Origin of the sequence: Caproiciproducens faecalis, assembly GCF_019448085.1 — a bacterium.
GTDB classification, from domain to species: domain Bacteria; phylum Bacillota; class Clostridia; order Oscillospirales; family Acutalibacteraceae; genus Caproiciproducens; species Caproiciproducens faecalis.
Map to the genome: position 1 here is coordinate 26,938 of NZ_JAGFNZ010000004.1, position 13,391 is coordinate 40,328.

A 13,391-nucleotide genomic window follows, 5' to 3' on the forward strand; every position below is an offset into this window, starting at 1 on the left:
TATTTTTTTATGGGTATCATCCCGCTGCCCGTGTGGAAACACACGGCAGCGGGATTTTCGACAGTGCTAACAGTGCTGTTTATAATCGGCCAGATAGGTGTCTTGTCTGGATTCACTTCTTTCTGTGTTTTCCGGACTGAAAGGGGAACTCTGCCCCTTCAGTTTGAATTTTGCGACAAGCTCTTTGAGCGTCTGCGCCTGACCGGAAAGCTCTTCGCTGGCGGCGGCGCTTTCTTCGGCCGTAGCGGAGTTGGTTTGGATAACGCTTGAAATCTGGTCAACCCCTAATGTGACCTGCTCGATAGCATCTGACTGTGCGGCGGAGGCTTTTGAAATATGTTCCACGTTTTTCGTAACAACATTCGCGCTTTCAATTACACGGAGAAGCGATTTAGCGGTTTCATCGGCAATTTTTGCTCCGTTTTCTACCTGCTTCATTGAATTCTCAATTAAAGTGGTGGTGTTCTTTGCCGCTTCCGCGCTTTTGCTTGCCAGATTCCTGACTTCGTCTGCCACCACGGAAAAGCCTTTTCCCGCGGCTCCCGCCCGCGCCGCTTCCACGGCCGCGTTCAGGGCAAGAATATTTGTCTGGAAAGCAATATCTTCGATTGTTTTAATGATTTTTCCAATCTGGCTGGAAGAATCATTGATCTGCGTCATTGCGAGGAGCATTTCGTCCATATATTTGTTGCTGGTATCTATTTCGGAACTGACCAGAAGGACATTCTTGCTCGCATTGACGGCATTGGATGCGTTGTCCTTAACCTGCGCTGAAATTTCAGTGATCGAAGCGGAAAGTTCTTCAATGGAGCTGGCCTGCTCGGTTGCGCCCTGTGCGAGCGACTGCGCGCCGCCGGAGACTTGTTCTGAACCGCTTGCAACCTGTTCAGCAGCCTGATTGATCTGGGTCATGGTATCGTTTAGAAAAGCAAGGATTCCAAAAAATGAGTCCTTCAAATCCACATAGTCGCCTATATAATCCAGCTCGGTAGTTACGTTTAGATTGCCGCGCTCCACTTCTCCCAGATTTTTGGTGATATCCGCTATGTACGCTCTGATGGATGAGGTTGATTTTGAAAAAGCTTCTCCCAGCTCGCCAATTTCATTTTTAGAGCGGAAGCCGATTTCCACGTTCAGGTCACCCTTGGCCATTTTTTTGGCGGCCTCCGACATTTCCTTCACCGGATTGCTGATGTCTCTCGAAATTTTTATGGCGATGAAGAGAGAAATAAAGAATGAAATGGCGATGACGGCGATGATGGCGAGCAAGGCAAAGCTTTTCTGTCTGGAAAGATTAGCGGATATTTCACTGCCTGCTGCCGTTTTAGAATTCAGCAATGCGTCGATGGAAGAGCTTATTTTTTCCAGAACGGAGGTTCCTTCTGATATCAGCAGTGTCTGGGCTTCCGCGTTTTTATTTTCCTTCGCGAGAGTGACAACGCGGTCTTTTAAGGCTTTATAAGCGGCCATATTCTCCGAAATAGCATCGAAATAATTTTTTTCCGTACCATTTTGTATTGTTTTCTGTACGCTTGCCAAATCCTTATCAACTTTTGCCAGGGATGCGTCCAGGCTTTCGGCAGTTTTTTTGATGTTGGCTTCATCCGTGTAAATGATAATGTCACGGATAATCGCGCGGCTGTTATTGAATTCTGCGCTTAACCGTCCCACATCCCCCTGTGCAAATCCGTAGTTTGACAGGGCAGCACTGTAGTTCGTGCTGATGTTCAGCATGACAAATAATCCGACAATCCCCGCTAAACTGGAGATCAGTGCGACCATTAAAAAAGAAAGCATTAACATTTTACCGATTTTCATGTTTTTCATCATTGTTTTGTCCTCCTTGATCGTTTTCCTATTTCTCTGCAGCCAGACCTGAGTTCCCGGATCAGACAAACTGGACTGCGTCCACTCCATGCAAGCACACCATACACGAGTAATTTTTTTCTGATCTGGTTTCTCATTACTGCGGAAATATTAGTAAATCTTATATCGGAAAGTAGAGGAAAATAATTAATCAAATTAACTGGTAAATAATGTTAAAAATTTCTATTTACTTTAATTTGCTGTGTGATATGATCTTTCCATAACAAACCCAAGAAGTGCAAAATAATAGCTACGGTGGAAGATCAGATTCAAGCCATGCGAGAGGCAGGAAAGACGCGGAAAGAGCTTGGAACCGCCTGCAACGAAAATACCGGCTGACACCATTCGAAAAACGGTGCCAGCCGGTGTAATTCTACGATATCCTATGAAAGGACTTCTTTTCCACTGCCTATTTCCTCTGGTTCGGTCCACACAGTCGGGGGAAAAATATTTACTCAAAATCGGTGATAGAGGTGTCCGATTCCGTCTCTGCCGAGCCTGTGCTTTCTGGATCAAGAGGAGAGTTCTGTCCCCTTAGGCTGAATTTCGCGACAAGCTCCTTGAGCGTCTGTGCTTGGCCGGAAAGCTCTTCACTGGCGGCGGCGCTCTCTTCGGCCGTAGCGGAGTTTGTCTGGACTACATTGGATATCTGGTCAACCCCCAGCGTAACCTGTGCAATAGCGTCCGACTGTGCGGCGGAGGCAGTAGCAATCAGATTCACCGTTTCAGACACATTGTCCGTGCTTTCCACTACCCGCAGCAAAGCCTTTGCCGTTTCATCGGCAATTTTAGTCCCGCTTTCAACCTGTCGCAGGGAATTTTCAATGAGAGCGGTGGTGTTTTGCGCGGCTTGGGCGCTTTTGCTTGCCAAATTTCGGACTTCATCCGCAACAACGGCAAAGCCTTTTCCGGCCGCTCCGGCACGGGCCGCTTCCACAGCCGCGTTTAGAGCCAGTATATTGGTCTGGAATGCGATGTCTTCTATTACCTTGATGATTTTTCCGATTTCGCTGGAAGAGTCATTGATCTGAGTCATTGCTTCCAGCATTTCTTTCATATGTCCGTTGCTGGTGTTGATTTCCGTACGGACAATTCCGACATTTTCATTTGCGTTCATAGCGTTGGCGGCGTTTGTGGTTACCTGAGAAGAGATTTCCGTAATGGATGCAGACAGCTGCTGAATAGAGCTTGCCTGCTCCGTAGCCCCTTGTGCGAGTGACTGTGCGCCGCCGGAGACCTGTTCCGAGCCGCTTGCCACCTGTTCGGCGGCCTGATTAATCTGAGTCATGGTGTCGTTCAGAAATTCAATAATTCCCGTCAGCGAATTTTTCAGCTCTGCATAATCGCCGATATATTCCAGATCAGTTTGTACATCCAGATTACCGCGTTCCATCTCACCCAGAATTTTGCCGATATCGGAAATGTATCCCCGGATTGTCGCGGCTGATGTTGCAAAGGCTTCTCCGAGTTCCCCGATTTCATTTTTTGATTGGAATCCGATTTCTACATTCAGGTCGCCTTCCGCCATCCTTTTTGCAGCGTCGGACATTTCCTTCACGGGTTTGCTGATGTCCCTTGAAATCTTGACGGCAATCCCAACGGAAAGCAGCAGCGCGGCGACGATTACCGCCGCAATGGCAATAGCGGCGAAGGTTGTCTGCCGGCTCAGGGAAGAGGAAATCTCGCCGCCGGAGGATGTTTTGGATTTCAGAAGCTGGTCGATCGCGGTTCCCATTTTTTGTACAACGCCGGTACCTTCGGAAACCAGCATGGACTGGGCGTCTTCGTCGTTGTCTCGTTCGGCCAGTGTGACAACCCGGTTTCTTAACGCTTTGTAGGCGGACATACTGTCGGCAATGGTTTTATAATATCCTTTTTCCTTATCTGTGGAAATGGTTTTTTCAACAGCCTTTAAATCGGTGTCCATATTGGCAATCGATTTATCCAGTTGCTCTTTTGAATTTTTGATGTCTTCCTCTTTGGTGTATAAAATAATATCTCTCATCAGCGAGCTGCTGTTGTTGAATTCCGCGTTCAGCCGCCCCACGTCGCCCTGTGCAAAACCGTAATCCTGCAAAGCTGTATTGTAGTGAACACTCATATTTACCATGAGAAACAGGCCAAAGATTCCGGTTAAGCTGGAGATCAGTGTTACCGTTAAAAAAGCAAGCATCAGGATTTTACCGAGTTTCATGTTTTTAATCATTTCTTGTTTCCTTTCAATTCAATCATTTTCCCGCTACCGGCGTTACCCGCAGAATTTATGGGAAACCCCCTCCCACGAATCTGCAAATGCTATACACTCGAATGGATAGGCCATTCAAAAAAATCAGACTACTATTTGTCACTGTTTTTTCTGAACTTCATTTTTCATATCCTCCCTAAATTTCCGTGCTTTTTTGCAGTGCCCGCCGCAGCAACAGCAAAGAGCTGTGGAATATTCCTGATATACACACGAATGGATGTCGGCTATGACAAATTTCGGGTATCATTAATAAGCAGATATTTCCCGCTGCGGAAACATCTACAATTCTTATATCGGAAATTCAATCAAAAATATTAGCAGATTATGGGAGAAAATAATCCGAAAATTATAAATATCCCTTTTAAAAATATCGGGCATATGGTATGATCTTGCCATAAGAAACCCAAGAAGTGCAAAATGATTGAAAATGTATCTTGCGGATACACTAAATCAGGACGGGAGGAAACAATATGACTACATTTAACGAGTTGTACGAAAGACTGGTAAAAGCTTCGGTAGAGAACAGAGAACCGCAGGAACTTGAAAAAATACGGGAACAGGAATTTGATCCCCATCATCTCGACTGCCTGCTGAATCCGGAAAAATATGCGCCGGTACTCCGCATTGGCGAGTGTGCCTGTTCGGACAGTGAAAAAGCGGCCTGCGAAGGGAAATGCCTGTTTGACGCACTTTACAGGGACGAAAAGGGAAATGTGCAGATTAATAAAGACCTGTGTGTCGGCTGTTCAGAGTGCATTGAAAGCTGTCAGGCGAAAAAGCTGACGGCCAGCCGTGATATCTTACCTGCGCTTGCCGCTGTGCACGAAGCCAAGGCTCCGGTTTACGCGATGATTGCGCCCGCTTTTATCAGCCAGTTCAGCAAGGATGTTACTCCGGGCAAGCTTCGTACAGCCTTTAAGATGCTCGGGTTTGCCGGCATGGTTGAGGTTGCGCTGTTTGCGGACATCCTGACTCTGAAGGAAGCGCTTGAATTCAATAAAAATATTGTTAAGGAGACTGATTTTCAGCTTACCAGCTGCTGCTGCCCCATGTGGATCGCCATGATCCGCAAGGTATACCACGAATTGATGCCCCATGTGCCGGGCGCGGTTTCTCCCATGGCCGCTTGTGGCCGTGCGATTAAAGTTCTGCACCCGGACGCTCTTACCGTGTTTATTGGGCCGTGTATTGCCAAAAAGGCGGAAGCTCGTGAGCCTGATGTTTCAGAATCCACGGATTTTGTGCTGACCTTCCAGGAAATACAGGATGTTTTTGAATTTGCAAATTTGAATCTTGCCGAACTGCCGGAGGATGAGCGGGACCACTCCTCCCGCGCGGGAAGAATTTACGCCAGAAGCGGCGGTGTCAGCGAAGCGGTTCAGAGCGCTTCCAAACGGCTGAGCCCTGACCGAAAAATCACCGTCCACGCTTATCAGGCGGACGGGGTACCCGCCTGCAAGGCAATGATTAACGACCTGCTTGCCGGAAAAATCAACGCGAATTTCCTGGAGGGCATGGGCTGCGTTGGCGGCTGCGTCGGCGGGCCGAAGGCGCTGATTCCCCGTGAGGAAGGCCGCGAAAATGTGAATCAGTACGGGGAAGAAGCCGCTTACCAGACCCCGATAGACAATCCCTATGTGATTGAACTGCTGCATCGGCTGGGCTTTGACACCGTGGAAAGTCTGATTGAAAACAGCGACATCTTTACCCGTAAATTCTGAGAAGTTAGATTTGTGACTAGGAATGCCCCCTCTTCTATGATATAATAAGAACATATCATAGATGGGGGCATTATTATGGGATACAAAGAAGACTTTGAAAAAATATACACGTCCAAGATCACACGGGCGGGCAGCTCAGAGCTGCTGGAATGGCTGAAATCCACCGACTTTTTCACCGCGCCCGCAAGCACCAAATTTCACTGCGCCTGTCTGGGCGGGCTTGTGCAGCACAGTGTCAGCGTTTATCAGGTAATGATGAACAAGCACTTCAGCGCGGAGACGGACAGTGAAGAAAGCTTTGCAATCTGCGGACTTCTGCATGATGTGTGCAAGGCTCAGTTTTATAAGGAAAGTACCCGCAACGTGAAAAACGAAGAGACCGGCGCATGGGAAAAGCGCCCGTACTATTCCATAGAGGACAGTTATCCGTATGGTCACGGAGAAAAGTCGGTTTTTCTGATCGAACGGTTTATGCGGCTGAAAACCAGCGAAGCGATTGCCATCCGATGGCACATGGGCGGCTTTGACGAGTCGGTTCGCGGCGGCAGCTTTTCCATCGGTCTGGCGTGGCAGAAATATCCCATTGCCGTAAAGCTGCATCTGGCGGATCTGGAGAGCACCTATCTTTGTGAAAAAGGGACTTCGATGATCCACGGGAAATAAGAACTGAAAACAGGGTTGCCTATTCCTGTTTGATCTGCGCCGGGAGATTTCTCCCGGCGCTTTTATTTTTTATTTTTTTCGTAAACCCTTGACAAAATAAAAATATGATGTATTATTGTATTAAGTTACTAGTACAATAATACAGAATGGAGGTAGGTCCATGGCCTGGAATTTGAAATCCGACAGACCGATTTACGCACAGCTGATTGAACAGATAGAACTAATGATTGTGTCGGGAGTTTATCCTGCCGGTTCAAAGCTGCCGTCGGTTCGCGACATGGCTGGGGAGGCTTCTGTCAACCCCAATACGATGCAGCGCGCACTGGCTCAGCTTGAAAGTGACGGTTTACTATATTCACAGCGTACAAGCGGCAGATTTGTAACGGAGGATGTGGAGCGGATTATGCAGACAAAAAACAGTCTGGCTCAGGGACTGATTAAAGAATTCATAGAGAATATGGGCAATTTGGGCTACGACAGGCAGCAAACGATTTCATTGCTTGAGAGGACATCGGAGGAGGAGAAATAATGGAGAATATTTTGGAATGCCAAAATCTGGTGAAGTTTTTCCCCGGATGTCTGGCATTGAACTCGGTCAACCTGACCGTGCCGAAGGGCAGAATTGTCGGTCTGCTCGGCCCGAACGGCAGCGGCAAAAGCACCATGATTAAGCTGGCAAACGGCCTGATTACACCGACCAGCGGGAAAATCCTGATCGACGGGATGGAGCCGGGGATAGAGACAAAAAAAATGATCTCTTATTTGCCGGAGCGTACTTATCTGAACGACTGGATGAACGTCAACAATATGATTGAATTTTTCGCAGATTTCTATCAGGATTTCAATAAGCAGAAGGCGTATGATATGCTCCGCCGGCTTGGAGTTGACCCTTCCCACAGGTTAAAAACCATGAGCAAGGGTACCAAAGAAAAGGTGCAGCTGATTCTGGTCATGAGCCGCGAAGCAAAGCTTTACCTGCTGGATGAACCGATCGGCGGTGTGGACCCTGCGGCAAGGGACTACATTCTTGATACGATCATCAGCAATTACAGCGAGGATGCCACCATTATTATCTCCACTCATCTGATTGCGGACGTAGAGAAGGTACTGGATGAGGTTATTTTCATCAATCAGGGCAACATCGTACTGACCTCCACGGTCGACGATATCCGCGAAAAGGAAAATAAGAGCGTGGATGCGCTGTTCAGGGAGGTATTCAAATGCTGAAAAAACTCTTGAAATATGAAATAGAAGCGACCGCCAGAATTTTTCTGCCGATGTACGCACTGCTGATTGTCTTTGCGCTGATTAATAAATTTTTTATTGCGGTAAACGCCGACTATCTGAAAATTCCGCAGGTAATTTCCGCTACGCTTTTCGTAGCGATTATCGTCGGCATCTGTGTGATGACGCTCGTCGTCACCATTCAGCGCTACAACAAAAACCTGCTGTCGGATGAGGGGTATCTTTCCTTTACACTGCCGGTCAAAACGCACACCCATATTGACTGCAAAATGATTGTGTCCCTGATGTGGGCGGTGCTCAGTGTTCTTACGTCGTTAGTATCCATTTTGGTACTGGCGGCAAACGACAAAACCATGGTAACTATCCAGCAGGTATTTATAGATTGTATCAATCTGCTTAACAAAGTGGGACCAGGGGGCTATATGATCCTTCTGGAAAGTCTGGTGCTGATGGTTATTGGCGTCCTAAGCCAGGTTCTTTCGATCTATGCCGCCATCACCATCGGGAACCTGAGCTCCAAACACAAGATTCTGCTCGGCATCGGTGCGTATCTGGGATTCGGCGTCATCGAACAGATCATTACGTCCGTTCTGGCAAGCTCTTTTGAAGGAACCATTTCCCGTTACTTTGAGTCGCTCAGACTGGCAGCCGTTTCCGACCAGGTTTTGGCGGCTCAGTATGTTCTGCTTGCGCTGGTGATTTATATGTTTGTTTTCGGAGCGGCGTACTATTTCCTGACTAACTGGCTTCTGAAGAAGAAATTAAACCTCGAATAAGCTTAACGCAAATACAGCTTGTGAAGCGCGCCGCAAGGCGTGCTTCTTTTTAATTGGGAAGGACTGTAAATGCTTTAACTCTATTGAAATCATCCGTAAAAAAAATTATAATAAAAACAGCCCATAGAATCCTTCTGTGCACGGTATTTTATCGATCAACTGCTTGTGAAAACAGCCAAAGCATGTTATAATAATAATGCGTTAAAAAATTAACAAATGATGATTGAGAGGGATGGCGACTTGGAAATTACAATTTGTATAGGAAGTTCCTGTCATCTAAAGGGTTCGCGCGACGTCATCAAAATTTTTGAAAGGCTGATAGCGTTTCATCGTCTGGAAGACAAAATTACGCTCAAAGGTTCGTTCTGTATGGAAGAATGCTCTAAAAACGGCGTATGTATCTGTTTGGACAATGAACGGTTTAATGTGACTCCGTCCGAAGCAGAATCATTTTTCAACTATGAAATTTTACAAAGAATCAAGTTACTTAGTAAAGCGGAAGTGGGTACATAAAATGGGGATTATCGGTTTAAAGGCGGCAAACTGTAAAAACTGTTATAAATGCGTAAAGGTTTGTCCGGTCAAATCCATTAAAGTGGAACACGCACAGGCGCAGATTATTGAACGCAACTGTATTCTCTGCGGAACCTGTCTGGAACAGTGTCCGCAAAATGCCAAGACGCTCAACAGCGATGTCGCGGCTGTCAAGGAAATGATTGGAAAGGGAGCCAGAGTGATTCTTTCCGTGGCCCCGTCCTATGTTGGGTCGTTTGACTTTGATGATGTGCGGAAATTTGCGGGCGCTGTGAAAGCTCTGGGCTTTTTCGGTGTGGCGGAGACAAGCATGGGAGCGGCCTATGTGACCGCCGAGTATCACCGGCTGATAAAGGAAAACCGGATGGAAAACATCATCACGACCTGCTGCCCTTCGGCAAACCGGCTGATCGAGCATTATTATCCGTCTCTGGTTGACCAGATGGCCCCCGTGGTTTCTCCAATGATTGCGCACGCCCGGCTACTCAAGAAAATCTTCGGTTACGGCACCCGTGTGATTTTTGTCGGCCCGTGTATCGCGAAAATCGATGAGGCCGCCGACATCCGCCACAACAATGATGTGGATGCCGTCATCACCTTTGATGATCTGGCCGGATGGCTGGAAGAAGAACATGTGGTTATCAACGACACACAGCCGGCGTCCTTTCTCAATCCAAGCTCAAGAATCCTGCGGATGTATCCGGTAACGGACGGAATTATCGCCTCCCTTCGCTCCATGGGCGATACGGGCGACTGGAAGATGCTCAGCGTGAGCGGCTCCGCGGAATGCATTGACCTTTGCAAAGCGCTGGAGCGCGGAGATCTGCGGCACTGCTTCATTGAGATCAACATGTGCAAGGACGGCTGCATTAACGGGCCGATCTCCAACCGGGACGCGGCTTCCCGCTTCTCCTCCTCCATGAAGGTGAGAAACTACGCCGCGGAAGATGCGGGGGAATATCCCAATCTTCCGGAACAGATTCCGATGGAGATGCGGTTTGTTGATTGTTCCGTAAGGGAAGACATTCCGGACGAAGCAACCATTCGCATGATCCTCGCAAAAATCGGTAAAGAGTCGCCGGAGGATGAGCTCAACTGCGGTTCCTGCGGGTATCCAACCTGCCGTGACAAGGCGGTGGCGGTTTACCAGAACAAAGCAGAGCTTACCATGTGTATGCCGTATATGAAGGAACGCGCAGAATCTCTCTCCAACTGTGTGCTGACAGAAACACCGAATATTACCATCATCGTTGATAAAGACCTGAATATCATCGAATTCAATACCGCGGCGGAGAAAGCGTTTGGAATTTCCCGTCACGAGGCACTGCAGAAATGCATTTACGAGATTATGGATTCCTCCGATTTTGAGTATGCATTTGATGTAAAACAGTCCATTCCGGACAAAAAGGTGCATTTCAGGGATTACGAAATGACCACCATGCAGACGATTGTGTATATTGCAAAGCAAAATATTGCCATGGGTATTTACAAAGATATCACCCGTGAAGAAGCGGAACTGGAAAGCAAGTATAAGCTCCGCAGCGAAACCATGGAAATGGCACAGAAGGTCATTGACAAACAGATGATTGCCGCGCAGCAGATTGCGAGCCTTCTGGGGGAAACAACGGCGGAAACAAAGGTTACGCTTACAAAACTGAAAAATATGATTGTATTTGACGGTGATGAACAATGAAAATGCATGTTGACACCGCTTACCGAAGTCTGAACAAATTCGGCGAAGAACTTTGCGGCGACAAAGTCGTGATTTCGCGCACAAAGGACGCTACCATTGCTGTGCTGGCCGACGGCTTGGGCAGCGGCGTAAAGGCCAATATTCTTTCCACCCTGACCAGCAGCATTATCTCCACCATGCTGGAAGAGGGCGCAACCTTGGTGGAGGCGGTAGAGACCATTGCCAAAACCCTTCCGGTATGCAATATCCGCAAACTGGCCTACTCTACCTTCAGCGTCATCAGAATCTCCGACAGCGGAGAAGTCTCTTTGGTAGAGTTTGACAATCCCCCCTGTATCTTTGTAAGAAACGGCAGGGTGATTGATCTGGAGGGCTGCTCGGAAATCAAAGACTGCGCCGGAAAAATTGTAACGGAGACCCATTTCACCGTCTGTCCCGGCGACGTAATTTCGCTGGTCAGCGACGGAATCGTCTACGCCGGTGTCGGGCAGGCGCTTAACTTCGGCTGGAACTGGGAGAATGTCTCCGAGTGGCTTGCCAAAACGACCCTCAAGGAAACGTCCGCGCCGCGGCTGGCGGTTTCGCTGTCTCAGGCTGTTAACGAGCTTTATCTGGGAAAACCTGGGGACGATTCCACGGACCTGATTCTCAAAGTAACCCCGCGCTGCGTGGTCAGTCTTCTTTCCGGGCCGCCGGTTCATAAGGAAGACGACGCCAGGATTGTCCATAATTTTATGACTTCTCCGGGGAAAAGGGTTGTCTGCGGAGGAACCAGTGCCAATATTGTTTCCAGAGTGTTAAACCGTAAAATCGAAACCACAATTCATTACGCTGATCCGGATGTTCCGCCTACCGGGAAAATAGAGGGGATCGACCTTGTGACCGAGGGCGTCCTGACTCTCAGCCGGACGGTGGAAATTCTGAAGAACTATTTGTCCCATCAGACCGACTCCTATTATTTTCACGTTCTGGATCAGCCGAACGGTGCGGCAATGCTCGCCAAACTTCTCTTGGAGGACTGCACCGACCTGAAAGTTTATATCGGCAGGGCAATCAACCCTGCTCACCAGAACCCCGGCCTTCCGGCCGACCTGAGCATAAAAATAAAACTGATTGAGGAGCTGTGCGCCCTTGTGCAGCAGCTCGGAAAAAAAGTTGAAAAATATTACTATTAGATAAATGAGGATAATTCATGCAATATGATAATGATGCCAAACAATTAAAATACGAAGTGCTGACGAAGGCTGCCAAGTACACCTATGAAGGCACGCTGAAGCAGCACCTTGACACCATTCCCTATGAAATCATTCCGGGGCCGCTGCCGGAATTCCGGTGCTGCGTCTATCGCGAACGTGAAATCATCCGGGAACGTCTGATTTCCGCCCGCGGAGAAAACCTGCCGGGACAGGATGACGACAATATTGTTGCGGTGCTTACTGCGGCTTGTGAAGGCTGCCCGATCAACCGTTTTAATGTTACGGACAACTGCCAGCACTGCCTTGCGAAGAAATGTTACGCTGCCTGTCCGTTCGGCGCCATTTCCATTACTCCAAAAGGGGCTTACATCGATCCCGCCAAATGCAAGGAATGCGGGCGCTGCGCGGCGGCCTGCCCGTACAACGCGATTTCCGATACCATGCGCCCCTGCATCCGGGCATGTCCCGTCAAAGCGATCACCAAAGATGAGTACAAGCGTGCCGCCATTGATTATTCCCGGTGCATTAACTGCGGCGCCTGCACAAAGAACTGCCCCTTCGGCGCAATTACCGACCGCTCCAGCATTGTCAGCGTGATTGAAGACATCAAGTCCGATCAACCGGTTTACGCGGTTTTCGCGCCGGCTATCGAAGGGCATTTCGGCGCCGCCAATGTCGGTATGCTGAAATCCGCCATTAAGAAGCTGGGCTTTACCGGTGTGATGGAGGTTTCTCTCGGCGCGGACGCAACGACCTACCATGAGGCTCAGGAGCTCAGGGAAGCGCTGGAAAACAAGCAGAAAATGACGACCTCCTGCTGCCCCGCGTTTGTGGAAATGATCGAAAAGCATTTTCCGAAGCTGACTCCGCTCATTTCACATACCGCTTCTCCCATGACGCTGACTGTCCGCTATATAAAAGCGGAGCACCCCGACAGCAAAGTTGTCTTTATTGGTCCCTGTATTGCCAAGAAGATAGAAATTCAGAAAATTCAGGATACCGCGGATTACGTCATGACCTTTGAAGAACTGCAGGCTATGTTTAACGCAAGGGACATCAACGTCCTTGAGGAAGCGGAAAACGAGCAGGACGGAAGCCGTGCGGGGAAAGGCTTTGCACAGAGCGGCGGCGTTTCCGGTGCGGTTGTACAGGTGCTGGAGGAGCAGAATTTCGATCTGCCGTTCACCTGTGTAAAATGCAACGGCGCGGCCGAGTGCAAAAAGACCTTGATGGTTCTGAACGCCGGACGTTTGGAAGAAGATTTTGTGGAAGGCATGGCCTGCGAAGGCGGTTGTATTGCCGGGCCCGGCGGCGTAGAAGAAATGCAGAAGCTTCTGAAGAACCGCAGCAGGCTGATGGCAGCCGCAGACAGCCGCAGCATCCTTGAAAACATTCAGGTTCAGCATGACTTTTCAAAGATTAAAATGGATACAGACCCCCAAGAATAAGGGA

At 48.5% G+C, this 13,391-nt stretch carries 11 protein-coding genes; 9 read left to right on the forward strand and 2 right to left on the reverse strand.

Annotated features, from left to right (window positions below; translation table 11 throughout):
• Positions 1 to 66: 66 nt before the first annotated feature.
• Both J5W02_RS10540 and J5W02_RS10545 read right to left on the reverse strand, forming a co-directional pair.
• Positions 67 to 1,830, reverse strand: coding sequence for a methyl-accepting chemotaxis protein (locus J5W02_RS10540; RefSeq protein ID WP_219965659.1), 1,764 nt, complete (start codon positions 1,828 to 1,830; stop codon positions 67 to 69).
• A gap of 487 nt (positions 1,831 to 2,317) precedes the next feature.
• Positions 2,318 to 4,072, reverse strand: coding sequence for a methyl-accepting chemotaxis protein (locus J5W02_RS10545; RefSeq protein ID WP_255575694.1), 1,755 nt, complete (start codon positions 4,070 to 4,072; stop codon positions 2,318 to 2,320).
• 509 nt (positions 4,073 to 4,581) lie between these two features.
• Here J5W02_RS10545 and J5W02_RS10550 point away from each other — a divergent pair.
• From J5W02_RS10550 to J5W02_RS10590, 9 genes are all read left to right on the forward strand, one after another.
• The gene (locus tag J5W02_RS10550) at positions 4,582 to 5,832 is read left to right on the forward strand and encodes a [Fe-Fe] hydrogenase large subunit C-terminal domain-containing protein (RefSeq protein WP_219965660.1); all 1,251 of its coding nucleotides are present in this window, start codon (positions 4,582 to 4,584) and stop codon (positions 5,830 to 5,832) included.
• Positions 5,833 to 5,907: 75 nt separating this feature from the next.
• A complete protein-coding gene (locus tag J5W02_RS10555) occupies positions 5,908 to 6,495 on the forward strand; it encodes a hydrolase (RefSeq protein ID WP_219965661.1) in 588 nt (195 codons plus the stop codon).
• A gap of 160 nt (positions 6,496 to 6,655) precedes the next feature.
• A complete protein-coding gene (locus J5W02_RS10560) occupies positions 6,656 to 7,024 on the forward strand; it encodes a GntR family transcriptional regulator (protein ID WP_219965662.1) in 369 nt (122 codons plus the stop codon).
• Positions 7,024 to 7,722 (forward strand): ABC transporter ATP-binding protein, encoded by a 699-nt coding sequence (locus J5W02_RS10565; protein ID WP_219965663.1) that lies wholly within the window; start codon positions 7,024 to 7,026, stop codon positions 7,720 to 7,722. The genes J5W02_RS10560 and J5W02_RS10565 overlap by 1 nt, the downstream gene beginning before the upstream one ends.
• Complete coding sequence (locus tag J5W02_RS10570) at positions 7,716 to 8,516, forward strand: hypothetical protein (protein WP_219965664.1); 801 nt, start codon at positions 7,716 to 7,718, stop codon at positions 8,514 to 8,516. The genes J5W02_RS10565 and J5W02_RS10570 overlap by 7 nt, the downstream gene beginning before the upstream one ends.
• 240 nt (positions 8,517 to 8,756) lie before the next feature.
• Positions 8,757 to 9,029, forward strand: coding sequence for a (2Fe-2S) ferredoxin domain-containing protein (locus J5W02_RS10575; RefSeq protein ID WP_219965665.1), 273 nt, complete (start codon positions 8,757 to 8,759; stop codon positions 9,027 to 9,029).
• A 1-nt stretch (position 9,030) separates the two neighbouring features.
• On the forward strand, positions 9,031 to 10,743 hold the full coding sequence (locus J5W02_RS10580) for a [Fe-Fe] hydrogenase large subunit C-terminal domain-containing protein (protein ID WP_219965666.1): 1,713 nt from the start codon (positions 9,031 to 9,033) through the stop codon (positions 10,741 to 10,743).
• On the forward strand, positions 10,740 to 11,918 hold the full coding sequence (locus J5W02_RS10585) for a SpoIIE family protein phosphatase (protein ID WP_219965667.1): 1,179 nt from the start codon (positions 10,740 to 10,742) through the stop codon (positions 11,916 to 11,918). Before J5W02_RS10580 ends, J5W02_RS10585 begins: the two co-directional genes overlap by 4 nt.
• A 17-nt stretch (positions 11,919 to 11,935) precedes the next feature.
• The gene (locus J5W02_RS10590; protein WP_219965668.1) at positions 11,936 to 13,387 is read left to right on the forward strand and encodes a 4Fe-4S dicluster domain-containing protein; all 1,452 of its coding nucleotides are present in this window, start codon (positions 11,936 to 11,938) and stop codon (positions 13,385 to 13,387) included.
• Positions 13,388 to 13,391 lie beyond the last annotated feature (4 nt).

Coding starts and splice junctions, on each gene's coding strand:
- J5W02_RS10555 (WP_219965661.1), top strand. CDS start 5,908: ATGGGATACAAAGAAGACTTTGAAAAAATATACACGTCCAAGATCACA.
- J5W02_RS10550 (WP_219965660.1), top strand. CDS start 4,582: ATGACTACATTTAACGAGTTGTACGAAAGACTGGTAAAAGCTTCGGTA.
- J5W02_RS10570 (WP_219965664.1), top strand. CDS start 7,716: ATGCTGAAAAAACTCTTGAAATATGAAATAGAAGCGACCGCCAGAATT.
- J5W02_RS10590 (WP_219965668.1), top strand. CDS start 11,936: ATGCAATATGATAATGATGCCAAACAATTAAAATACGAAGTGCTGACG.
- J5W02_RS10545 (WP_255575694.1), bottom strand. CDS start 4,072: ATGATTAAAAACATGAAACTCGGTAAAATCCTGATGCTTGCTTTTTTA.
- J5W02_RS10580 (WP_219965666.1), top strand. CDS start 9,031: ATGGGGATTATCGGTTTAAAGGCGGCAAACTGTAAAAACTGTTATAAA.
- J5W02_RS10540 (WP_219965659.1), bottom strand. CDS start 1,830: ATGATGAAAAACATGAAAATCGGTAAAATGTTAATGCTTTCTTTTTTA.
- J5W02_RS10585 (WP_219965667.1), top strand. CDS start 10,740: ATGAAAATGCATGTTGACACCGCTTACCGAAGTCTGAACAAATTCGGC.
- J5W02_RS10560 (WP_219965662.1), top strand. CDS start 6,656: ATGGCCTGGAATTTGAAATCCGACAGACCGATTTACGCACAGCTGATT.
- J5W02_RS10565 (WP_219965663.1), top strand. CDS start 7,024: ATGGAGAATATTTTGGAATGCCAAAATCTGGTGAAGTTTTTCCCCGGA.